The 20,512-nt window shown below is 59.8% G+C and carries 17 protein-coding genes; 10 read left to right on the forward strand and 7 right to left on the reverse strand.

Translation table 11 applies throughout. The annotated features are described in order from the left end of the window. The first annotated feature begins 32 nt into the window (after window positions 1-32). The 5 genes from D886_RS0123765 (at window position 33) to D886_RS0123785 (ending at window position 7,465) form a co-directional block, all read left to right on the forward strand. Entirely contained in the window at window positions 33-647 is a 615-nt protein-coding gene (locus tag D886_RS0123765; protein WP_027596275.1) for a TetR/AcrR family transcriptional regulator, read from the forward strand. An 80-nt stretch (window positions 648-727) separates the two neighbouring features. Further along, window positions 728-1,828 carry an efflux RND transporter periplasmic adaptor subunit gene (locus D886_RS0123770; protein ID WP_371098580.1) on the forward strand — a complete coding sequence of 367 codons (1,101 nt, stop codon included), beginning with the start codon at window positions 728-730 and terminating at the stop codon, window positions 1,826-1,828. Continuing rightward, on the forward strand, window positions 1,825-4,905 hold the full coding sequence (locus D886_RS0123775) for an efflux RND transporter permease subunit (protein ID WP_027596277.1): 3,081 nt from the start codon (window positions 1,825-1,827) through the stop codon (window positions 4,903-4,905). The genes D886_RS0123770 and D886_RS0123775 overlap by 4 nt, the downstream gene beginning before the upstream one ends. Before the next feature lie 50 nt (window positions 4,906-4,955). Then, the gene (fabF, locus tag D886_RS0123780) at window positions 4,956-6,245 is read left to right on the forward strand and encodes a beta-ketoacyl-ACP synthase II (RefSeq protein WP_027596278.1); all 1,290 of its coding nucleotides are present in this window, start codon (window positions 4,956-4,958) and stop codon (window positions 6,243-6,245) included. Continuing rightward, complete coding sequence (locus tag D886_RS0123785; protein WP_027596279.1) at window positions 6,245-7,465, forward strand: multidrug effflux MFS transporter; 1,221 nt, start codon at window positions 6,245-6,247, stop codon at window positions 7,463-7,465. The genes fabF and D886_RS0123785 overlap by 1 nt, the downstream gene beginning before the upstream one ends. A gap of 141 nt (window positions 7,466-7,606) precedes the next feature. Here D886_RS0123785 and D886_RS0123790 read toward each other — a convergent pair whose 3' ends face one another. The 5 genes from D886_RS0123790 to D886_RS0123810 form a co-directional block, all read right to left on the reverse strand. After that, window positions 7,607-8,227: a tyrosine-type recombinase/integrase gene (locus tag D886_RS0123790; RefSeq protein WP_027596280.1), complete on the reverse strand. Its 621-nt coding sequence runs from the start codon at window positions 8,225-8,227 to the stop codon at window positions 7,607-7,609. Between the two features lie 164 nt (window positions 8,228-8,391). Further along, window positions 8,392-9,219 (reverse strand): aldo/keto reductase, encoded by an 828-nt coding sequence (locus tag D886_RS0123795; RefSeq protein ID WP_027596281.1) that lies wholly within the window; start codon window positions 9,217-9,219, stop codon window positions 8,392-8,394. A 64-nt stretch (window positions 9,220-9,283) separates the two neighbouring features. Continuing rightward, the gene (locus D886_RS0123800) at window positions 9,284-10,513 is read right to left on the reverse strand and encodes an MFS transporter (RefSeq protein ID WP_081717548.1); all 1,230 of its coding nucleotides are present in this window, start codon (window positions 10,511-10,513) and stop codon (window positions 9,284-9,286) included. Between the two features lie 95 nt (window positions 10,514-10,608). Beyond that, window positions 10,609-11,472, reverse strand: a complete 864-nt coding sequence (locus D886_RS0123805; protein ID WP_027596283.1) for an SDR family oxidoreductase — start codon at window positions 11,470-11,472, stop codon at window positions 10,609-10,611. Window positions 11,473-11,493: 21 nt separating this feature from the next. Beyond that, window positions 11,494-12,624 (reverse strand): metallophosphoesterase, encoded by a 1,131-nt coding sequence (locus tag D886_RS0123810; RefSeq protein WP_027596284.1) that lies wholly within the window; start codon window positions 12,622-12,624, stop codon window positions 11,494-11,496. Between the two features lie 136 nt (window positions 12,625-12,760). Here D886_RS0123810 and D886_RS0123815 point away from each other — a divergent pair, with 136 nt between their 5' ends. Beyond that, the gene (locus D886_RS0123815; RefSeq protein ID WP_027596285.1) at window positions 12,761-13,684 is read left to right on the forward strand and encodes a LysR family transcriptional regulator; all 924 of its coding nucleotides are present in this window, start codon (window positions 12,761-12,763) and stop codon (window positions 13,682-13,684) included. Window positions 13,685-14,032: 348 nt separating this feature from the next. Then, entirely contained in the window at window positions 14,033-14,512 is a 480-nt protein-coding gene (locus D886_RS0123820; protein WP_027596286.1) for a carboxymuconolactone decarboxylase family protein, read from the forward strand. On the opposite strand, the gene D886_RS0123825 is transcribed toward D886_RS0123820, so the two are convergent. Further along, window positions 14,505-15,941 (reverse strand): PLP-dependent aminotransferase family protein, encoded by a 1,437-nt coding sequence (locus D886_RS0123825; protein WP_027596287.1) that lies wholly within the window; start codon window positions 15,939-15,941, stop codon window positions 14,505-14,507. The two genes, D886_RS0123820 and D886_RS0123825, sit on opposite strands and share 8 nt — an antisense overlap. Before the next feature lie 90 nt (window positions 15,942-16,031). On the opposite strand from D886_RS0123825, the gene D886_RS0123830 reads away from it, so the two are divergent. From D886_RS0123830 to D886_RS0123840, 3 genes are all read left to right on the forward strand, one after another. After that, complete coding sequence (locus D886_RS0123830) at window positions 16,032-16,514, forward strand: GNAT family N-acetyltransferase (protein ID WP_023532427.1); 483 nt, start codon at window positions 16,032-16,034, stop codon at window positions 16,512-16,514. 30 nt (window positions 16,515-16,544) lie between these two features. Then, complete coding sequence (locus D886_RS27245) at window positions 16,545-17,222, forward strand: FMN-dependent NADH-azoreductase (protein ID WP_033694334.1); 678 nt, start codon at window positions 16,545-16,547, stop codon at window positions 17,220-17,222. 110 nt (window positions 17,223-17,332) lie between these two features. Next, a complete protein-coding gene (locus tag D886_RS0123840; RefSeq protein WP_023532827.1) occupies window positions 17,333-17,782 on the forward strand; it encodes a carboxymuconolactone decarboxylase family protein in 450 nt (149 codons plus the stop codon). A 254-nt stretch (window positions 17,783-18,036) separates the two neighbouring features. Here the strand turns inward: D886_RS0123840 and D886_RS0123845 are convergent, their stop codons facing one another. Then, window positions 18,037-20,472 (reverse strand): TonB-dependent receptor, encoded by a 2,436-nt coding sequence (locus tag D886_RS0123845; protein ID WP_027596289.1) that lies wholly within the window; start codon window positions 20,470-20,472, stop codon window positions 18,037-18,039. Window positions 20,473-20,512 lie beyond the last annotated feature (40 nt).

Below are 20,512 nucleotides of genomic sequence, written 5' to 3' on the forward strand. Positions count from 1 at the left end.
CAATCAGCTCACCGTGGAGTTATGCTCTAGGCATGAACGACGATATCAACACCTCGAATACACGTGGGCCGCAGGATCATGAGATCCGCGACCAGATCATCAACGCCGCGACCGAGCATTTCGGCCACTATGGCTATGAGAAAACCACGGTTTCGGATCTTGCCAAGGCGATCGGTTTCTCCAAGGCCTACATCTATAAATTCTTCGATTCCAAGCAGGCCATTGGTGGGGTGATTTGCACCAATCGCCTGGCCATGATCATGGGTATTGTCGAAGCGGCACTGGCCGATGCGCCGAGTGCCTCGGAGAAGCTGAGGCGCCTGTTTCGCTCGATTTCAGAGGCTGGCAGCGATCTTTTCTTCCACGATCGAAAGCTTTACGACATCGCTGCGGTGGCCTCGCGCGACCAGTGGCCGTCGGTCAAGGCGCACGAGCTGCGCATTCGCGAGCTAATTCAGCGGATTTTGCTCGAGGGCCGCGAAACGGGCGAATTCGAGCGCAAGACGCCTCTGGACGAAACCACCAACGCGATCTTTCTGATCCTGCGGCCCTACATAAATTCCGCCCAGCTGCAGTACAACCTGGATAGCGCCGTCGAGGCAGCCGCGCACCTGCCGGCGCTGATATTACGCAGCCTGGCTCCCTAGTCGCTCAATAGTGACCATTGACAATATTGGTCACCAGCTTAAGAATGAGGTTCCTGAATTGCTTTTGAGTGATGGAACCCATGCGCCACGTGCCCGCCGTTCTTGCCGTTTGCCTGCTGCCTCTCGTCCTGGTGGCGTGCGGCGATTCGTCTGTCCAGAAAGACCCCCGCAACAAGCCGCCGTTGGTTCGGGTAGCAGTGGTCGTGCAGGCATCCGGAGCCGCTCGTTCCTTCACTGGTGTAGTGGTCGCGCGCACTCAAAGCGACCTCGGCTTTCGCGTATCCGGCAAGGTGCTGGAGCGCCTGGTCGATACCGGCGAAACGGTCAGGCGCGGGCAGCCGTTGATGCGACTCGATCCCGTCGACCTGCAGCTGCAGGCGCGGGCGCAGGAGGAGGCCGTCGCGTCTGCTCGGGCGCGGGCCAAGCAGACGGCTGACGACGAAGCCCGTTACCGCGGGCTGGTCGCTGCCGGGGCGGTATCGGCTTCGACCTACGATCAGATCAAGGCTGCCGCCGATTCCGCCAAGGCGCAGCTCAGCGCTGCCCAAGCCCAGGCCGATGTCGCGCGCAACGCCAGGGGTTACGCCGCCTTGCTGGCCGATGCCGACGGTGTGGTGATGGAAACCCTGGCAGAGCCCGGCCAGGTTGTCAGCGCCGGGCAGGCAGTGGTGCGGCTGGCGCGAGCAGGGAAGCGTGAAGCCATCGTGCACCTGCCCGAAACCCTGCGACCGGTGCCGGGTTCGACCGCTCAGGCGGCTCTGTATGGCAGCAGCGGCGCCTCGGTTGCGGCGAGGCTGCGTCTGCTTTCCGAGGCCGCCGATGCCACCACGCGTACCTTCGAGGCCCGTTACGTGCTCGACGGCGCGTTGGCCAATGCCCCGCTAGGCGCTACCATCACTCTCGATATTGCAGCGGCGAGCGATACAGGCCAGGCGCTGCAGGTGCCTGCCGCCTCGTTGTACGATCCGGGCAATGGTCCCGGCGTCTGGGTGGTCGCTGGTGAGCCGGCGAAAGTCGCTTGGCGGCCGGTGCGGGTTGTGGGGATCGGCGATCAGACGGCGCGAGTCGATGGCCGTCTGAGCGCGGGCGAGCAGGTAGTGGCGCTGGGCGCGCACCTGTTGCATGACGATCAGGAGGTGCGCGTTGCCCAGGCACCTGCAGTCGCCGGGAGCCAGCCATGAGCGAAGGCCGCTTCAACCTGTCGGCACTGGCGGTTCGCGAGCGTGCCATCACCCTGTTTCTCATTCTGCTGATCGCGCTGGCTGGCACGCTGGCGTTCTTCCAGTTGGGGCGCGCCGAAGATCCGCCATTCACCGTCAAGCAGATGACCGTCATCACTGCCTGGCCGGGCGCTACTGCTCAGGAAATGCAGGATCAGGTGGCCGAACCGCTGGAAAAGCGCATGCAGGAGCTGCGCTGGTACGACCGCAGCGAAACCTACACCCGCGCGGGCCTGGCGTTTACCATGGTGTCATTGCTCGACAGCACACCGCCTTCGCAGGTGCAGGAGGAGTTCTACCAGGCCCGCAAGAAGCTCGGAGATGAAGCGAAGAGCTTGCCGGCTGGCGTCATCGGGCCGATGATCAACGACGAGTTCTCGGATGTGACCTTCGCGGTGTATGCCCTGAAGGCCAACGGCGAACCCCAGCGCCAACTGGTCCGCGAGGCCGAGTCGCTGCGCCAGCGTCTGCTGCATGTGCCGGGGGTGAAGAAGGTCAACATCATTGGCGAACAGGCCGAGCGCATTTTCGTGTCCTTTTCCCATGACCGGCTGGCGACGCTGGGCGTGACTGCACAGGACATCTTCGCTGCACTCAACAGCCAGAACGCGCTGACGCCAGCCGGCTCGGTGGAAACCTCCGGCCCGCAAGTGGTGATGCGCCTGGATGGCGCGTTCGACACGCTGGCGAAGATTCGGGACACACCGATCGCCGTGCAGGGCCGGACCCTGAAACTGGCTGATGTGGCAACCGTGGAGCGTGGCTACGAAGATCCCGCCACCTTTCTGGTGCGCAACGCTGGCGAACCCGCGCTGCTGCTTGGCGTGGTGATGCGCGAGGGCTGGAACGGTCTCGACCTCGGCGCGGCGCTGGACGCGGAAACAGCGAGCATCAATGACGCCATGCCGCTGGGCATGACGCTGGACAAGGTCACCGACCAGGCGGTCAACATCAGCTCTTCCGTCGATGAGTTCATGGTCAAGTTCTTCGTCGCCCTGCTGGTGGTGATGCTGGTCTGCTTCATCAGCATGGGCTGGCGCGTGGGTGTGGTGGTGGCCGCCGCCGTGCCACTGACCCTGGCCCTCGTCTTCGTGGTGATGGCGGCCACCGGCAAGAACTTCGACCGCATTACCCTGGGTTCCCTGATCCTTGCCCTGGGCCTGCTGGTGGACGACGCCATCATCGCCATCGAAATGATGGTGGTGAAGATGGAAGAGGGCTATGACCGCTTCAAGGCATCGGCCTACGCCTGGAGCCACACCGCGGCGCCGATGCTCTCCGGCACGCTGGTCACCGCCATCGGTTTCATGCCGAACGGTTTCGCGCAGTCCACGGCCGGCGAGTACACCAGCAACATGTTCTGGATCGTTGGCATCGCGCTGATCGCCTCTTGGGTGGTGGCCGTGGCGTTCACGCCCTATCTGGGCGTGAAGCTGTTGCCCGGCATCAAGCAGGTCGAGGGTGGACATGCGGCGATCTACGACACGCGCCATTACAACCGCTTTCGCAGGCTGCTGGGGCGCGTCATCGCGCACAAATGGCTGGTGGCCGGCGTGGTGATCGCCGCGTTCGTAGTGGCCGTCCTGGGCATGGGGCTGGTAAAGAAGCAGTTCTTTCCGACGTCCGACCGCCCGGAAGTGCTGGTCGAGTTGCAGATGCCTTATGGCACGTCCATCGAGCAGACCAATGCCACGGCTATAAAGGTCGAGTCGTGGTTACGCAAGCAGGAAGAAGCCAAGATCGTCACCAGCTATATCGGCCAAGGCCCGCCACGCTTTTTCCTGGCTATGGCACCGGAGCTGCCTGACCCGTCGTTTGCCAAGATCGTGGTGCTGACGGATAGCCAGGAGGCTCGTGAAGCCCTCAAGCTGCGCATCCGTGAGGCGGCCTCCGAAGGGCTGGCGCCTGAGGCCAAGGTGCGCGTCACGCAACTGGTGTTCGGTCCGTATTCACCTTACCCGGTGGCTTACAGGGTGATGGGGCCGGATGCTGTGCAACTGCGCGAGATTGCCAGCCGTGTGCAGGCCGTGTTGCAGGCCAGCCCGATGATGCGCACGGTGAACGCCGATTGGGGCCCGCTGGTGCCGACGTTGCACTTCTCTCTGGATCAAGATCGTCTGCAGGCCGTTGGCCTGAGCTCCAATGCCGTGGCGCAGCAACTGCAGTTCCTGCTCAGCGGCGTGCCGATCACCTCGGTGCGCGAGGACATCCGCTCTGTGCAGGTAGTCGGTCGCGCGGCGGGAGAAATTCGCCTCGACCCAGAGAAGATCGCAGGTTTCACGCTGGTTGGCTCAGCGGGCCAGCGCATTCCGCTGTCCCAGGTCGGCGAGGTGAATATACGCATGGAGGACCCGATCCTGCGGCGCCGTGATCGTACGCCGACCATCACCGTGCGCGGCGACATTGCCGAGGGGCTGCAGCCGCCGGACGTGTCCACTGCCGTTTGGAAGGACCTGCAACCGATCATCGAGACGCTGCCGGCCGGCTATCGCATCGAGATGGCTGGCGCCATCGAGGAGTCCGGCAAGGCCAGCAAGGCGATCGTGCCGTTGCTGCCGATCATGATTGCCCTGACGCTGCTGATCATCATCCTGCAGGTGCGCTCGCTCTCGGCCATGGTCATGGTGTTTCTCACTTCACCGCTGGGCCTGATTGGCGTCGTGCCGGTGCTGCTGCTGTTCCAGCAGCCGTTCGGCATCAACGCACTGGTCGGCTTGATCGCGCTGTCAGGGATCCTGATGCGCAACACGCTGATCCTGATCGGGCAGATCCACCACAACGAGCGCGAAGGGCTTGCCCCGTTCCAGGCAGTCGTCGAGGCCACCGTGCAGCGCGCCCGCCCGGTGCTGCTGACGGCACTGGCGGCGATCCTCGCCTTCATTCCGCTCACGCACTCGGTGTTCTGGGGCACCCTGGCCTACACCCTGATTGGCGGGACCTTCGTCGGCACCATCATGACGCTGGTATTCCTGCCGGCAATGTACGCCATCTGGTTCAGGATCCGTCCGAGCGCCGAAATGCAAGAAGCACATGCTTGATTCAGTTGCGAGTGGTGCCCAACTGCTCGCCGCCAATCTGAGAGGCTGCAATGATCAATTTTCAAAAGCACCAGCGCATCGTGGTAACCGGTGTCGGTATCGTTGGCCCGCTGGGCTGCGGGACCGAAACGGTGTGGCAACGTTTGCTGGCCGGGCGTTCGGGCATTCGTACGCTGCCGGTGGCCATCACCGAGGGCACAGGGATAACGGCCGGCGGGCAAGTGCCCACGCAGGAGGAGGACGCGGTCGCTGGCTACCAACCCGATCTTGTCATCGCGGCCAAGGAACGCAAGAAGATGGACCGCTTCATCGAGTTCGCACTGTTGGCCGCGCACGAGGCTTTGCAACAAGCGGGCTGGCAGCCGAAAACGGAAGAGGCGCGGCAGCGCACGGCGACGATAATCGCATCGGGGGTGGGCGGTTTCGGCGCTATTGCCGAGGCCGTACGCATTACCGACACGCGTGGGCCACGCCGGCTATCACCGTTCACCGCACCGTCGTTTCTAGCCAACATGGCAGCGGGGCACGTGTCGATCAGCCATGGCTTCAAGGGCCCGCTTGGTGCGCCGGTTACCGCCTGCGCGGCCGGCGTACAGGCCATTGGCGATGCAGCCCGGCTAATCAGAAGTGGCGAAGCCGATATCGCGGTGTGTGGCGGAACGGAAGCTGCGATCGACCGCGTTACCTTGGGCTGCTTCGCGGCCGCTCGCGCGCTGTCGACCGGTTATGCGGAGCGGCCGCAGGAGGCGTCGCGCCCCTTCGACCGTGACCGCGACGGATTCGTCATGGCCGAAGGCGCCGGGCTGCTGGTGATCGAGTCACTTGAACACGCGCTGCTGCGCGGCGCTAGGCCGCTGGCCGAGCTGGTGGGTTATGGTTCCAGCGCCGATGCCTATCACCTTACCGCGGGCCCCGAAGACGGCAGCGGCGCGCGGCGTGCCATGCAACTGGCGCTGCAGCAGGCAGGCGTGAAGCCTGAGCACGTGCAGCACATCAACGCCCATGCCACTTCCACACAGGTTGGTGACAAAGGTGAGCTGGCAGCAATTCAGGCGCTGTTCGGGGCCAATGCGGGCGTGGCGATCAGCTCGACTAAATCCGCCACGGGCCATTTGCTGGGAGCCGCCGGCGGGATCGAAGCGATCTTCACCGTGCTGGCGTTGCGTGACCAGATCGCGCCGCCGACCCTCAATCTCATCAACCCGGACGCAGTCGCCGCGGGCCTCGACCTGGTCGCGTTGAACGCCCGGCCGATGTCGATCACCCATGCACTGTCCAATGGCTTCGGCTTTGGTGGTGTGAATGCAAGCGTGCTGTTTCGTCGCTGGGAGGGGGTGTGATGAGCGTGCGGCCAGAAGGCGTGACGAGTGTGTTGCCCCTGCATGGCGGTACCGCGCTGACGGGCAGGATGGTTGCGTTGCTGGCGGGGCTGTCGGCGATCAGCATCCTGTCCACCAATATCATTCTTCCGGCTTTCCCGGAGATCGGCCAGCAACTGGGGGTGTCCTCCCGCGAGCTCGGGCTGACGCTCTCCAGCTTCTTCATCACCTTCGCGCTCGCGCAACTGGTGGTAGGGCCACTGGCCGATCGCTTCGGCCGCAAGCGCCTGGTACTCGGTGGGCTCACGCTGTTCGTGATCGGCACCTTGGTGGCCGGCCTGGCGAATTCGCTCGGCATGCTGATAACCGGTCGGGTGATCCAGGCCCTGGGCGTCTGCGCCGCTGCGGTGTTGGCGCGGGCCATCGCCCGTGATTTGTTCGAAGGCGAAACGCTGGCGCGGGCCCTGTCGCTGACCATGATCGCTACCGCTATGGCCCCCGGTTTCTCACCGCTGATAGGCAGCCTGCTGACCACCGCCCTGGGCTGGCGGGCAATCTTCGTGATGGTGGGAATTGCCGCCGTCGTCATCGCGTTCTTTTACGCCCGTGGCCTTGGCGAAACCCTGCCATTCGAACGCCGCGTCATGCAGTCCGTGCCACAGGTGATGGCGGCTTACGGCCGCCTGCTCGGCGACGGACGCTTCATTCTGCCCGCCGGAGCCGTGAGCCTTCTGATGAGTGGCCTGTTCGCCTCTTTCGGTGCGGCACCGGCGATCCTGATGAGCGGTATGGGATTGTCATCTCTGCAGGCCGGGCTGTACTTCGCTGCGACCGTATTCGTGGTATTCGCGGCCGGTCTGGCCACGCCACGCCTGGCCCGGCGCTTCGGCAGCCGCCGGGTCGCCAGCTTCGGCCTCGCAATCGCGGCGCTGGCTGGCGGCCTGCTGTTGATCGCCCCGAGCGAGCCCGGCCTGGCCTGGTACTCGTTGTCGATGGTCACGTTTCTCTGGGGCATGGGCCTGGCCAACCCGCTTGGCACCGCTATCACCATGGGGCCGTTCGGCAACGAAGCGGGCCTGGCCTCCGCGTTGCTCGGCTTCCTGACCATGGGTGCGGCGGCGATCACTACCTGGCTGGTCTCAATATTGGACTTCGCCCCTGTGACCACGCTGGGCGCTACTCAGTTAGTGGTTTGCCTGATCGGCCTGGGTTTGTTCTTGGTGGGTAATCAGATTGAATAAAAGATGCTGGGTCCTCAACGGCTCACTAGGAGGGCAGGGCTATCGGTAGCACGCGACGGCTTTTGGCTGAATCCTGCCATTCACCAATGGCTGCTTTGGGTCGCTTAGCGACGGTCATACCTCGACCGTCGCTAAACGCTTTCAGACCTCAGTCTGCTCCGCCATTTCCAATGCGTCATCGACCTCAATACCCAGGTATCGCACCGTGCTTTCAAGCTTTGTATGACCGAGTAGGAGCTGAACTGCTCTCAGGTTCTTCGTCCTGCGATAGATCAGCGATGCCTTCGTACGTCTCATCGTGTGGGTGCCGTACATGGCTGGATCAAGACCAATAGCTTTTATCCACGCTTTCACGATTCGGGCGTACTGCCGGGTGGATAGATGCTCTGAGGCGTGTAGCCGGCTTGGGAAAAGACAATCCTCGCTGTGCAGATGGGCTTGATGTATCCAGGCCTGTAGGGCCAGCCGAGTTTGCTCCGTAATCTCAAACTGTACGGAGCGCTGAGTTTTCTGCTGCATCACTATCGCTCGCGATGACACGTGCTCCCCATGAGCAACGTCGCGGACGCGAAGCTTAGTCAGATCGCAGGCTCGTAGCTTGCTGTCGATGGCCAGATCGAAAAGAGCCAAATCACGAGTTTCCTCCGCGATTTGAAGCCTCACTCGAATAGCCCAGATATCTTTCAGTCGGAGTGGGGCTTTTTGCCCGACCAGTTTTCCTTTGTTCCAAGGCTGACGTCTGCTGGTTGTAATGGTGTTCATGTCTTGTGCTCCATGTGAGGGAGGACAAGGATGGTCAGCTCGGCGCCAGAGGCGCTAACCGACCCAAAGCAGCCCTCCATGGATTTCTGCTATCGGCCAAAAGCAGACGGTCACAACCCGCTAGAAGCTAATCGCCTGCTTGTTTCAAGACGAAAGAAAAAAGCTCAGCCAAGTACGACTGGATCTGGCCCCAGTCGCTGCTCTCTGTCGAGAGCGGCAATTGCCCCTATCTCATCGGCAGACAATTCGAAGTCAAACACGCGGTGGTTTTCTCGGATGCGAGCTTCCGTGACCGACTTAGGAATGACCACTAGGCCGAGCTGCAGATGCCAGCGGATGATTACCTGAGAGCACGTGCGGTCATGCTTCGCAGCAATTTCGCGTACTAGCGGATCATCGATTGCTTTTCCCTGCGCCAAGGGGCTCCAGGACTCGGTGCGAATCCCGAGTTCGGCGTTGCTCCGGCGCAGGTCAGCCTGCTGGAAGTATGGGTGCAGCTCGATCTGGTTCAGGACTGGGGCGACTCCTGTGACCTCAATTAGTTGCTTCAGATGATCTGGGTTGAAGTTCGAGACGCCAATGGAGCGAGCCTTGCCTTGCTTCTTGGCCTCGATCATCGCCTTCCAGGTATCAAGGAATAGCCCTTTCGCCGGCGCCGGCCAGTGAATGAGCAGCAAGTCTACGTATTCCAGCTTGAGCCGAGCCAGGCTCTCGTCCAGAGCTTTGCCAGAGGCTTCAAATCCCTGGTCAGCGTTCCAGATTTTTGTGGTTACGAAGACCCTCTCACGGTCGACACCGGAGTCACGCAGGCCTGCTCCGACACCTTCCTCGTTCTCATAGATCGAGGCGGTATCAATGTGGCGGTATCCGATCTGTAGCGCTTGGCTGACAGCTGTACGGGCTTGCCCTTGGCTCGCTTGCCAGACGCCCAGTCCCAGTTGAGGAATCAGGTTCCCGTCGGACAGCTCGATCATAGGTTGGTGGTTCGTCATGGTTACCTCACCAGGGATTAACAAAACAGATTGGAAGCAGCGGAGTGCCCTTTGATCTATGGGATCACCTTGGCTGCGATGTGGTTCTTGCCGCTCTTTCCACCATCACGGAAATGACCATGGCCACGATGCCCAGGAGCGCAAGCAGGGCTCCAACCCAGCCCGTTGATGCCCAGCCCAGGCCCATGGCGATAGACATCCCGCCGAGGCTCGCCCCCATTGCATTGGAGATATTGAAGGCGCTGTGGTTGAGGGCGGCCGCAAGTGTTTGTGCGTGCCCGGCGACATTCATCAAGCGCACCTGTAGAGCAGGTACCAGAGCGAAGCCACAGCCCACCAGGAACAGGACCGCGAGGGTCCCAACCTTCGACGGAGCGAACAGGGAGAACAGCGTCAGGAAAATCACGTTCCACACCATGATGGCGAAGATGGCTCGGATCAGGCCTCGGTCCGCTAACCAGCCGCCAACCAGGTTGCCGGCGATCATGCCGATACCCCATAAGGCCAGCACCATCGGCACCTGGTTGATCGAGAAGCCAGTCATCTCGGTCAGCGTTGGCGTGATGTAGCTGTACACCGCGAACATGCCACCGAAACCGATCGAGGCAGTCGCTAGCGTCAGCCATATCAATGGGCGCTTGAGCCCACTCAGCTCGGCCCTAGGACTGGCGTTCGGATCACGCGGTACCGACGGGACGTACAGCCAGAACAAGAGCATTGTGGCGATACCAGCTACAGCGAGTGATCCAAACGCTGCTCTCCAGCCGAAGGTCTGACCTATCCAGGTCGCCGCGGGCACACCTATCACGTTGGCGGCCGCAAGACCGGCCATTACATATCCAGCCGCTTGCGCCTTTCGCCCTTCACTCACCATGGCGGCAGCAACCAGGCAGGCAACGCCGTAGTATGCGCCATGAGGTAGGCCTGCCAGAAAGCGTGCGCACAGCAGACTGAAGTGGTCCCATGCAACAGCACTGGCGGCGTAGCCAATGGCGAATAGTGCTATGAGGGCAATCAAAAGGGCTTTTCGAGACGTGCGTGCTGCCAGGATCGCGATCAGCGGAGCGCCAATCACAACACCCAGCGCATACGCGCTGATGTAGCTGCCTGCCGTTGGTATAGACACCCCGGTGCTTTCGGCCAGGCCGGGCAAGAGGCTCATCGAAACGAACTCACCGGTACCGATGAAAAGGCCTCCAAGCCCGAGGGTGACTATCGCAGTTGCTACGCCATGCGGGGCGTGAATTTCTGAACTGTCTGAGGTGCGCGGTGAAGCGCTGGATATCGAGGCCATGGAAATTCTCGGAAAAAAGATGCCCACACCTGCAGAGAGTGTGCAGTGCAAAGGAGCAGTAAGAGGTTGCTGCGCTTCAGCGCACTTCGATGGGGTTACTGCGGCGGGGCCTCATCAGCGATGTACGCGTTGAACTGCTCGCGGTACGCGGGATGCCAACGAGATAAGGCAGGCCGGTTTTGGATAAGGTCGTCTGCGCTCCACTGCATGCGTCGCTGATCCAGCTCGCGACTGACTTCGTTGTCCTCGCAGAAGATGTAGAAGTCGCTACGAGCCAGGCCCTCTAACAAGCGATCAACGACCTGATCGGCTGTCCATGGCGCGTTGGGTTTTGCGGAGCCGGCCGCCATACACGGAAAATTCATCGGTGTGAACGTGTAGCCGGGAATCAGTAAATGGGCCGATACTCGGCTATCGGTACGCTCGCGCAGCTCATGTTCAAGGTGCTCGGTCAGCACCTTCACTGCGACCTTCGAAACGGAGTAGGCGGTGTTTCCTGGAGGGGTGGTAATTCCTTCCTTGGAGCCAACATTCACAATTGCGGCAGGGTAGTCGTGAGTGAGCAGGTAATCGACGAACAGCTGCTGGATTGCCAGGACCGCCCAGAAGTTGACCTCCATCGTCTTACGCCACTGTTCCTGGTCGTTCCAGGGACCCGCCCCTTTGAGAATGGCGGCATTGTTGACCACGAAAGACACTTCGCCGAACTCTCGGGCCACAGTAAACAGTTCCTGCAATGCGCTTGGAGACGTTACATCCCCAGTGACGGTGGCCACCTGAGCATTTGCATTCTTGCCATACAGCGACAGTACTGCAGCGTCGAGTGCGGTCTGGTCCTTATCGAATAGGACAACTTTCATCCCCAACTGGGACAGGCGACTAGCAATTGAATAGCCGATCCCGACTGCAGCCCCGGTGATGACCGCAACTCTGTTCTGGCGGATAGCTGGATGACCCATTTGGAATCTCCTGGATTGGGATTAGGTGGACGAATCCACGCGAAGAATGAGTTCGGTGATCTCAGCTGGCACGCCGAGACGAATGGGGAATCCATTCCAGAGACCCGCTCCATTGCTCGTGTAGAGAGTCATCGCACCCACCTGGTAGGCGCCGGAGATGAAACCTTCGTTGGCGTAGCGGCCTACCTGATCCAGTCCTTTGATCATTCCACCGTGGGTGTGACCGGAGAGCTGCAGTGCTACGCCTGCTTGGGCGGAGCGATCTGCACCGGCTGGTCGATGTTTGAGGAGGATGATGGGAGCAGTTTCTGGCACTCCCCTAAGCGAGGCATTCAGGTTCGGCCCAGCCATCCCGAATTGAGCGGCGGCTTCGTCAGTGACACCGGCTATGACCAGCGACTCGGTGCTTGCTCCAATCACTACGTGCTCGTTCAGCAGGATCTGCATTCCGAGGCGCTCGAACTCGGCGCGCCACTGTGGCTCGTTGAAGTAGTACTCGTGATTGCCAGGAATGCCGATGATGCCGAGGCGAGCCTTCAGTCTTGCCAAGGGAGCTACATCGAGCTGTCGATCAGTGGTTGTCCCATCAATCAGATCGCCGGTGATCAGAATCAGGTCGGGGTTGAGTGCATTGGTACGGGAAACTACCGCATCTACCCAAGGCAGCTGGAAGAGTTTGCTGATGTGCAGATCTGTCAACTGCACCACCCGTAGGCCATCCATCGCCTGTGGCAGACTCTTGATCCTGACTTCCACAGTGCGAACGCCTGGCACCTGCGCCGCTTGGTACACGCCAAATGCCGACAGAAGAAGGGCAAATGCTGCGGGCAGGTATCGACAGCTCGGCCCTACCAGTTTTTTGGCTGCACGTATCCGCAGGACTGACAGAAGGCCGTTGGCCAGATCTGCCAGCACCACGAAGACGAACAGCAAAACGAACGAGCAGAAAGCCCAGCCGGCTACCAACACTTCCCACCGTGGCATCTCGGGCGAGAACATGGTCCCGAATACCCAGATCTGAATCAGGTGGTACTTCGATACCACGAGCAGGAAGGTAGCCAGGGCAGTACGTCCGCCCTCCGAGATTGGAAGCGGGAGAATGAATCGCCACAGGACGTATAGGTACGCAAGGCCAAGATAGACGTGAAACACGGGAAAGCTCTTCTGGGGATGGCGGACTAAGATCAACTATCGTTGAATTTATTTAATGTTACACTGTAATATAAGTCGCATTGTTTAGGTTTTATTCATGAATCATTGAGAATTTCTCAACACTAAGGTCGCCCCGATGCCAGTACTCCCGACCACAAAGCTGTCACGAGCTGACTTAGCCGATCTGAATTCCTTTCTTGCGGTGGAGAGTCATCGCAGCTTCTCCAAGGCGGCCGTTGAACTGGGTATCACCACGTCCGCGCTCAGTCATTCCATTCGAAATCTGGAGACTCGCCTGGGAGTAAGGCTGCTCAACAGAACCAGCCGAACAGTTTCTCCGACAGACGCTGGCGCAAGCTTGGCGAAGCGTCTGGCTGTCGGTTTTCAGGAGATTGGAGGGGCGCTGGCGGAAGTAGATCGGCATCGCGACCGTCCTGCAGGTCGCCTGCGTATCAACGTCCTTAGTGACGGCGCTCGACTGCTCTTCAATCGGTGGCTGCCGAAGTACCTGGAGGCCTATCCGGATGTATCAGTCGAGGTCGCAGTAGATGACCGGATGGTGGACATCCTGGCCGCCGGATTTGATGCGGGTATCAGGTATGGTGGGACGATCGCTGAAGACTTTATTGCTGTGCCCATCAGTGACCGGCTGCGCTGGGTTGCCGCGGCATCGCCTCGCTACCTCAACAGGACAGCGAGGATCGTGGTGCCGGAGGATCTGAAGAACCATAACTGCATTCAGATTCGGACTGGCCAAGGCGTCATCTATCGCTGGGACTTCGAGAAGGAAGGCGACCACCGAGTGATTGAGGTGCCTGGCCAGCTTTGTGTGAACGAAACCGAGTTTGGCATTCAGATGGCGCTATCGGACCGAGGCATTACATACTGCCCGGAGGAGCGCATCGCAGATTACATCTCGCGGGGAGAGCTCCAGGTCGTACTGCCTGACTGGGCGCCCATTGAACCAGCATTCCACATCTACTACCCAGGCCGCCGGCAAATGCCTCCAGGCCTGCGGGAGTTAATAGACCTGCTTCGCACCGACTCAGCTACCTGGTAGCTAGTCGTAGAGCTCGGTGCTCGCCAACAGGCGGGGGGGGCATCGATACCTGAGAGTCCCCAAGGACTTTGCCTACGTCCGCTTTTGGCCGTTAGCTGCCCTCCGCCAACGGCAGCTATGGGACGATAGCGGTCAGTCGTGAGCGACCGCTTCCGACCCATTGCGGCCATTCGCGGAGGGCAATGAACGGCCTATAGCGCCCCTTCGACCATACCGCTCGATGGGTGTTCATGGCGTATTCGATACAGACATGGCCTAGTTCGAAGCTACCATCTTGGCCCTGTGGGGCTATTCCAAGCGTTGCTACAGTGGGCTCCAACAAACTCCACCCACTGCGAGCAACTACCCATGAACAATCGCCTTGATTACTTCAAGCTGTCTCCCCAAGCGTCCAACAGACTGGTGGAACTCACCCTACAACTGAGCAAGAAACCGCCACTGGCCGATCTTGCCCACCTGATCATGTTGCGCGCTTCGCAGCTCAACGGCTGTGCGTTCTGCGTGGATATGCATGTGAAAGAGGCCAAGATCCATGGCGAGCGCGAGCTGCGTCTTCACCACGTGGCCGTATGGCGTGAGTCAGGGCTGTTTTCGCCAGTAGAGCGGGCGGCGCTGGAGTGGACTGAAGCCCTAACCCAACTGCCGCCTCATGGTATCTCCAACAGCCTGTATGCGAGTGCGCTTGAGCAGTTTTCCGAGCAGGAGCTGTCGGATTTGTCGTTCCTAATCGTCGCCATCAATGGCTGGAATCGCCTCAATGTGGCCTTCCAGGCGATCCCCGGCTCGTCCGATGAGCTGTTCGGCCTGAACAAGGCCAACCTCAACTGAGTAACTTGCTGATCAACGCGCCAAGCTGCTCGCCTGGAGCCGTCGTGGCGCAGTTGGTAAAACTCAGGAGCAGACCTGACTGACGCTGCGATGACGCAGCCCAGCGCGACAACGCTTGTACCGACATACCCCTGGCCAGCACCTGCTCGGCCAGGGCGGTGTCGCTTACGTCCTCCGGCAAACGCAGTACTAAGTGCATGCCGCCTGGCGAGCGTTCCACCTGCAGACCCTTCGGCAAACTCCGGTCCAGTGCTTCGATGGTCAATGCCCGTCGCTCGTTGTAGAGGCGGCGCATGCGTTGGATATGCCGAGCGAAGTGTCCCTCGGCAACGAACTCCCCCACCAAAGCCTGGGTAATTGACGGTGACCCGGCAGCAAACAAGGCCCGGCCGACGCGCTCGAACGCTGCCACCTGCGCCTGCGGCACCACCAGATAAGCCAGGCGAATACCGGGAAACAGCACCTTGCTGAAGGTGCCGGCATACAGCACGCGCCCATGGCGATCCAAGCTGGCCAGCGCTGGAAGTGGACGGCTGACGTAGCGGTACTCGCCGTCGTAATCGTCCTCGACAATCCAGCCACCGGTGCGGGCAGCCCAATCGAGTAGCAGTTGCCGGCGTGGCAGCGACAGTGCCATCGACAGCGGGCTCTGATGCCCTGGTGTCACCATGACGACCTGAGCAGTCCGAGAACCCGCGATGGCGTGTTCTACGTTCATGCCTTCGGCATCAACCGGCACCGCTTCCAGGTCCAGGCCGAACTGGCGAAGCACCTGGCGCGTAGTGGGATAGCCCGGGTCTTCCACCCAGGCGCACTCGCCTGGCTGCAACAGGGTATGTGCGACTAAAGACAGGCTATTGCGCCAACCGCTGGTGATAAACACCTGATGGGCACCGCAATCGATACCTCGGGACACCTGCAGATACGAAGCAATGGCGCTGCGCAACGCTGCCAGGCCGTGAGGTGCCGGATAGTCCAGATCTCCAAGACGCATCCCACGGAGATATCGAGCACCGAGACGCGCCCATATCTTGCGCGGAAATGCATCCAGCGCCGGTACCCCCATCTGGAACGGCAACAGCTGCGGTGGACGCCAGAGCGAATCAGGTGCGTCTTCGATCACTTGGCTGCTGACTGGTAATGCGGTGGCCTCCGACAAGGGCTTCTGCAGTTCAGGATTGATTACGGTGCCTTTCTGCCCGAGCGCCAGGAGGTAACCCTCGCTGGCCAGCAGCGAATAGGCCAATTCGACGGTGCCACGGGCCACCCCCAGCTCCTTGGCCATGGCGCGCGCCGACGGCAAGCGGTCACCGGGGGACAACGTGCCTGCGGCAACGGCGGCCAGTACGCGGTCGTACAGTTGACGATACAGAGGCAAGGCAGACTGCTCTTCCAAGGGAGCAAAAGGCGGCTTGGGGGAGGTCATCATGGCCTAGTTCATATCCCATTTCTTGGCTCAATCAAGTGGGTCAATGGTAGTCCAATATAGCGCCATCACCTACTCATGAGGGCAACTCCCATGACATCCCCTTTGCACAACTTCATACCCAGCGTGCTCGACCTGGCCGACACGTCCCTGCGCCCCCTGGACAGCACCCATGACCTCTGCAGCGCATTCCCGGTAATGCAGCAATTGCGCCCTCATCTGACGAGCGAAGCTGACTTCGTCAGCCGCATCGAGCGTATGCGCGTTGAAGGCTATCGCCTGATTGGTGCTTATGACTTAGGCGTTCTTGTGGCACTGGCTGGTTACCGCTTACAGGAAAACCTGGTCTACGGCGCATTCCTGTATGTCGATGACCTTGTAACCGCCGAGGCTCAGCGGGGAGGTCAGTGGGGCTCGCGCTTATTGCAAGCCTTGGAGCGACTGGCCCGCGCCAGCGGTTGTGCACGCCTAGTGCTCGACACGGGTTTGGCCAACGCCCGCGCGCAACGCTTCTACTTCCGTGAAGGCCTGTTGACGGGTGCACTGCGCTTTCAGAAACAGTTCGATACGCCATAACCCGCACGCACACCCAAGGAGGCGAACCTCATGACATCGTCACAACAGCCACTTGCTCCTTTGCGCATTCTTCGCCTGGTCGCCAGCCCCAATGCAGAGGATTCGGAAAGTCTGAAACTGTCCCAGCAGATCCTGTTTGCCTTGGCCAGTCAGGCCGGCAGAAGGGGTATCCAGTTGACCGATTTAGACCTCAACTCCTTGGCCCCAGTCGATGCGCCTTACGCCCAGGCGTTAGCCAATCAGCGCGTAGTCATAGCAAGCGGTCAGGAGGGTACGTTGAGCCGTTCCGACGAGTTGATCGACCAACTGCAGACATGCGACGTACTGCTGATTGCCACGCCGATGCACAACTACAGCGTGCCCGCCCCACTCAAGATGTGGATCGACCAGGTGGTACGCGTGGGCAAAACGTTTCTGGGCACCGCCAAAGGCAAAGTCGGATCGCTGACGGATCGTCCGGTTTACGTCGCAATAGCTTGCGGGGGCTACATCAGCGGCCAGCATGCCCGTCAACCCGACTTTCTGCGCCCCTACCTGTCCGCCGTCCTCGCCACCATCGGTCTCAATCACGTGTACTACTTCACCGTTGAAGGTACCGCCAAGGGTGTGGAGTCACTGAATACTGGGAGGGAAACAGGGTACGGTGAGGTGCAGACGTTCTTTGGTAGGGATAGCCATGGTGTGGATCAAGTCTGCAGCCCGCTTTAAGAACATCATCGAATTCAAGCGTATAGGTTTGCACATTAGCTGGGCGGTGTGCCGTCAAGCGGCAATCCGCATGTCACCCTCTTCATTGCTCAAAGACAGGAAAAGAAATCATGAGTCGACTCAATTGGTTTGAAGCTTCGCCTGGTGCAGCCAAGGCCCTTGGCGGGCTGCATCATTTCGTGACCACCGCGACAAATTTGCCAGCCCCGTTGATTCACCTCGTGTTTCTCAGGGTGTCTCAAATCAACGGCTGCGCCCATTGCATCGATCTGCACTCACGCGATCTGATCAAAGCAGGTATTTCAGTGGACAAAGTGCTGTTAGTACCAGTATGGCATGAAGCGCACTATTTGTTCTCGGATCAGGAGCGCTCAGCATTGGCCTGGGCAGAAGAAGTCACGCGGGTAAGCGAGACACATGTATCCGACGAAGCTTACGCAGCAGCATCGGCAATGTTTGCCGAAAAGGACCTTGTCGACCTGACAGCGGCCATTGCCGCAATGAACGCTTTTAACCGTATGGGCGTCAGCTTCCGACTCAAACCTGCCGCTAAAACGTGATGACCTATGACTCAACATGCAAACGCAGTACTTCAGAGACCGCCCTAGTATTGCCTACAGTCTGTTTCAGGCCTTTGCGGCCCCTTCTGAACGACGGGTATGAGCCGAAAGCAGTCTCTGACGGACGTCCGCAATGGGTCGGAAGCGGTCTCTCGCGACCGTCCGCTATCGACCCAAACCTGCCATCCACTGCTGTTCAGTACAGGTCTGCAATCTCGCCGCACATCACATGCCTGCGGCGAGACCAGGCCACGTCAGTTTTCGTACCGTAGCGTAACAGCGAAGTTACGCGGCTCACCGTAATAGTTGCCCAGGTTCGAGTTATAGACGGCAGAGTAATATTGCTTGTCAAACACGTTGTTCAGGTTCAGTTGTGCGCTCAGGTTCTTGTTGATCTGGTAATTGGCGTTCAGATCGACCAGGCTGTATGCACCTTGCTCCACGCTGCCCAGGTAGACCTTGCTCTGATGATAGAGGCTGCCGCCCACGCGCCAGTTGTCTAACTCGCCGGGCAAACGGTAGTTGGTGGCCAGTTTGACTAATCGGCGCGGGGAGGTTTCGGTGGCGTAGTCGGTACCTTTGCGGGTTCCGCCGACATATTCAGGGTGACTGTAGGTGTAGCCGAGCACGGCGTTCCAACCGGGGAGAATCTCGCCAGAAGCCTCTACTTCAAAACCTCGGTTGCGCACCTTGCCGCCTTCCTCGTAGCACGTTGAGCTATGCCCTGGCCCGCAAATACGGTCTGCGCCAGCGACCGCCTGAGGTAAATGGCTTTGGTCAACCTGAAATACCGCCACCGACGTATTGAGCAGCCCGTCGTAGAACTCGTTCTTTAGGCCGATTTCGTAGTTGCTGCCGGTGATAGGGTTGAGCAGTGTGTTGTTGATGTCGTAGTTGCTTTGAACCTGATAAATCTCGGTGTAGCTGGCGTAAACCGAGGCATTGTCAGTCAGGTCATACACGACGCCTGCATAGGGAATGACTTTTCCGTTTTCCTTGAAACGGTCGTCATAGTCAGCAGACGCGTAGTCAACCCAGCTGAAACGGCTGCCCACTATCACATGCAGGTCGTCGCTGGGGTTCAACCGGGTGGCGGCATAAAGCCCTTTGTCCTTGCGTACGTTGCGGTACTGGATGCGTTCGTAGCTATAGGTGGGCGCGACTACGTGCGAAGGGGCGAAACCCAGAATATCGACGACGCTTGGGTTGTTGTTGTAACGCGACTCGTTGATGAACCGGTCTTTGCGCGCGTTAGCGCCAAACACCAGTTCGTGGCGCTGGCCGAGCAGGTAGACAGCGCCGTTCAGCGCGGCATCAAGGCTGATTTGTTCGTCGTCGTATGTTGTGTCGTTGGTGGACAGGCGGAACTGGTCGTTACCAATATTGTTGCCGTAGAGCCCGAGGAAATCGGCATTCGACCACATCAGGTTAGTATTGACGGTGAGTTTCCAGTCATCGTTGAACGCATGCTTGATGTCAGCGAATACCGTGCGATTGATTTTGTTCAGGTGGGCCCAGCTTGGCGCAAAGGACGCCGAGCGCGACAGTGGATAGAAGCTGCCATCGAGTTGAGTGGGCAAGCCGCCCCAGTCATAACCGCCGTGATAATCCTTTTGAAAGACGGTGCCGAGAGTCACGGTCGTATCTTCACTCACGTCGGCTTCGCCAATGGCGTAGAACAGCTGGTTCTCTTTGTCGGCACGGTCTACGAAACTATTGCCGACGTTGTATAACAGTACGGTCCTGCCACGCAGCGTGCCCTGTTCGTTCAACGGCCCGCTTACGTCGATCTGACTATGGTAATTATCCCAGGAGCCGCCGCCGATTTCTGCTTTGAGCTTATAGGTATCCGTTGGCCGCTTGCGCACCAGGTTGATGGCCGCCGAGGGGTTTCCCGCACCCTGCATCAAGCCGTTTGCACCGCGAACAAACTCTACCCGGTCGTAGATGGCCATGTTGTTAACAGAGGTCACGTCCATCGAGTAGCTTTCGGAAATGCTGGTCGGTACGCCGTCGTATTGCAGGTCGTTGACCTGGAAACCGCGGGAGAAATAGCGTGAGCGTTCGGTACCGAAATCCTTGGTGGTGTTGATTCCCGTCGCAGCCCTGGCAACGTCTTCCAGGGATTGCATGTTTTGATCGTCCATTTGCTGACGCGTGACGACGCTGACCGACTGCGGCGTTTCGCGCAGCGAGAGGTTCATCCGCGTCGCTGTGTTGGTGCTACCTGTCGTGTAGGACCTCGACCCCTCGGTGATGGCGCCCAGCCCCGAGCCCGTCACGTTGGTCACGCCCAGTTGCAATGAGCCCGACGGTGCAGCCGGCAGTACCACATAGCTGTTATCCCCACCGGCAACTGCCTGCAATCCAGACCCGCTCAGCAACACAGAAAAGCCCTGATCGATACTGTAGCGTCCGTTGATGCCTCGGCTCTGCTTGCCTTCGGTCAGGCCGTTGTCGAACGACAAGACAACGCCTGCTCTGGTGGCAAAGCTGTTCAGCACAGTGGCAAGAGACCCGGCTTCGATAACAAATTCCTGCTGGTGCAGGGTACGGGCTGTTACCTGGCTTTCAGCCGCACGGGTAATTGCTGGAGTGGCCATCAACAACGATGCACCCATTAGGGCAAGGCATAGCGCGCTTGGGGTGTTCAACGTGGCGGTGCAGAAGCCTGGAAGGGGATGCTGCATGCTTTCTCCTGATGCGATTGTTGGCATTTTATGAGGTGTC

The organism is Pseudomonas sp. LAIL14HWK12:I7 (assembly GCF_000483465.1).
In the GTDB taxonomy this organism is placed as follows: Bacteria; Pseudomonadota; Gammaproteobacteria; order Pseudomonadales; family Pseudomonadaceae; genus Aquipseudomonas; species Aquipseudomonas kermanshahensis.

Bases quoted from the DNA above. Each gene is read 5' to 3' on its own strand.
- D886_RS0123765 (WP_027596275.1), top strand. From the start codon at position 33: ATGAACGACGATATCAACACCTCGAATACACGTGGGCCGCAGGATCAT.
- D886_RS0123770 (WP_371098580.1), top strand. From the start codon at position 728: ATGCGCCACGTGCCCGCCGTTCTTGCCGTTTGCCTGCTGCCTCTCGTC.
- D886_RS0123775 (WP_027596277.1), top strand. From the start codon at position 1,825: ATGAGCGAAGGCCGCTTCAACCTGTCGGCACTGGCGGTTCGCGAGCGT.
- fabF (WP_027596278.1), top strand. From the start codon at position 4,956: ATGATCAATTTTCAAAAGCACCAGCGCATCGTGGTAACCGGTGTCGGT.
- D886_RS0123785 (WP_027596279.1), top strand. From the start codon at position 6,245: ATGAGCGTGCGGCCAGAAGGCGTGACGAGTGTGTTGCCCCTGCATGGC.
- D886_RS0123790 (WP_027596280.1), bottom strand. From the start codon at position 8,227: ATGAACACCATTACAACCAGCAGACGTCAGCCTTGGAACAAAGGAAAA.
- D886_RS0123795 (WP_027596281.1), bottom strand. From the start codon at position 9,219: ATGACGAACCACCAACCTATGATCGAGCTGTCCGACGGGAACCTGATT.
- D886_RS0123800 (WP_081717548.1), bottom strand. From the start codon at position 10,513: ATGGCCTCGATATCCAGCGCTTCACCGCGCACCTCAGACAGTTCAGAA.
- D886_RS0123805 (WP_027596283.1), bottom strand. From the start codon at position 11,472: ATGGGTCATCCAGCTATCCGCCAGAACAGAGTTGCGGTCATCACCGGG.
- D886_RS0123815 (WP_027596285.1), top strand. From the start codon at position 12,761: ATGCCAGTACTCCCGACCACAAAGCTGTCACGAGCTGACTTAGCCGAT.
- D886_RS0123820 (WP_027596286.1), top strand. From the start codon at position 14,033: ATGAACAATCGCCTTGATTACTTCAAGCTGTCTCCCCAAGCGTCCAAC.
- D886_RS0123825 (WP_027596287.1), bottom strand. From the start codon at position 15,941: ATGATGACCTCCCCCAAGCCGCCTTTTGCTCCCTTGGAAGAGCAGTCT.
- D886_RS0123830 (WP_023532427.1), top strand. From the start codon at position 16,032: ATGACATCCCCTTTGCACAACTTCATACCCAGCGTGCTCGACCTGGCC.
- D886_RS27245 (WP_033694334.1), top strand. From the start codon at position 16,545: ATGACATCGTCACAACAGCCACTTGCTCCTTTGCGCATTCTTCGCCTG.
- D886_RS0123840 (WP_023532827.1), top strand. From the start codon at position 17,333: ATGAGTCGACTCAATTGGTTTGAAGCTTCGCCTGGTGCAGCCAAGGCC.
- D886_RS0123845 (WP_027596289.1), bottom strand. From the start codon at position 20,472: ATGCAGCATCCCCTTCCAGGCTTCTGCACCGCCACGTTGAACACCCCA.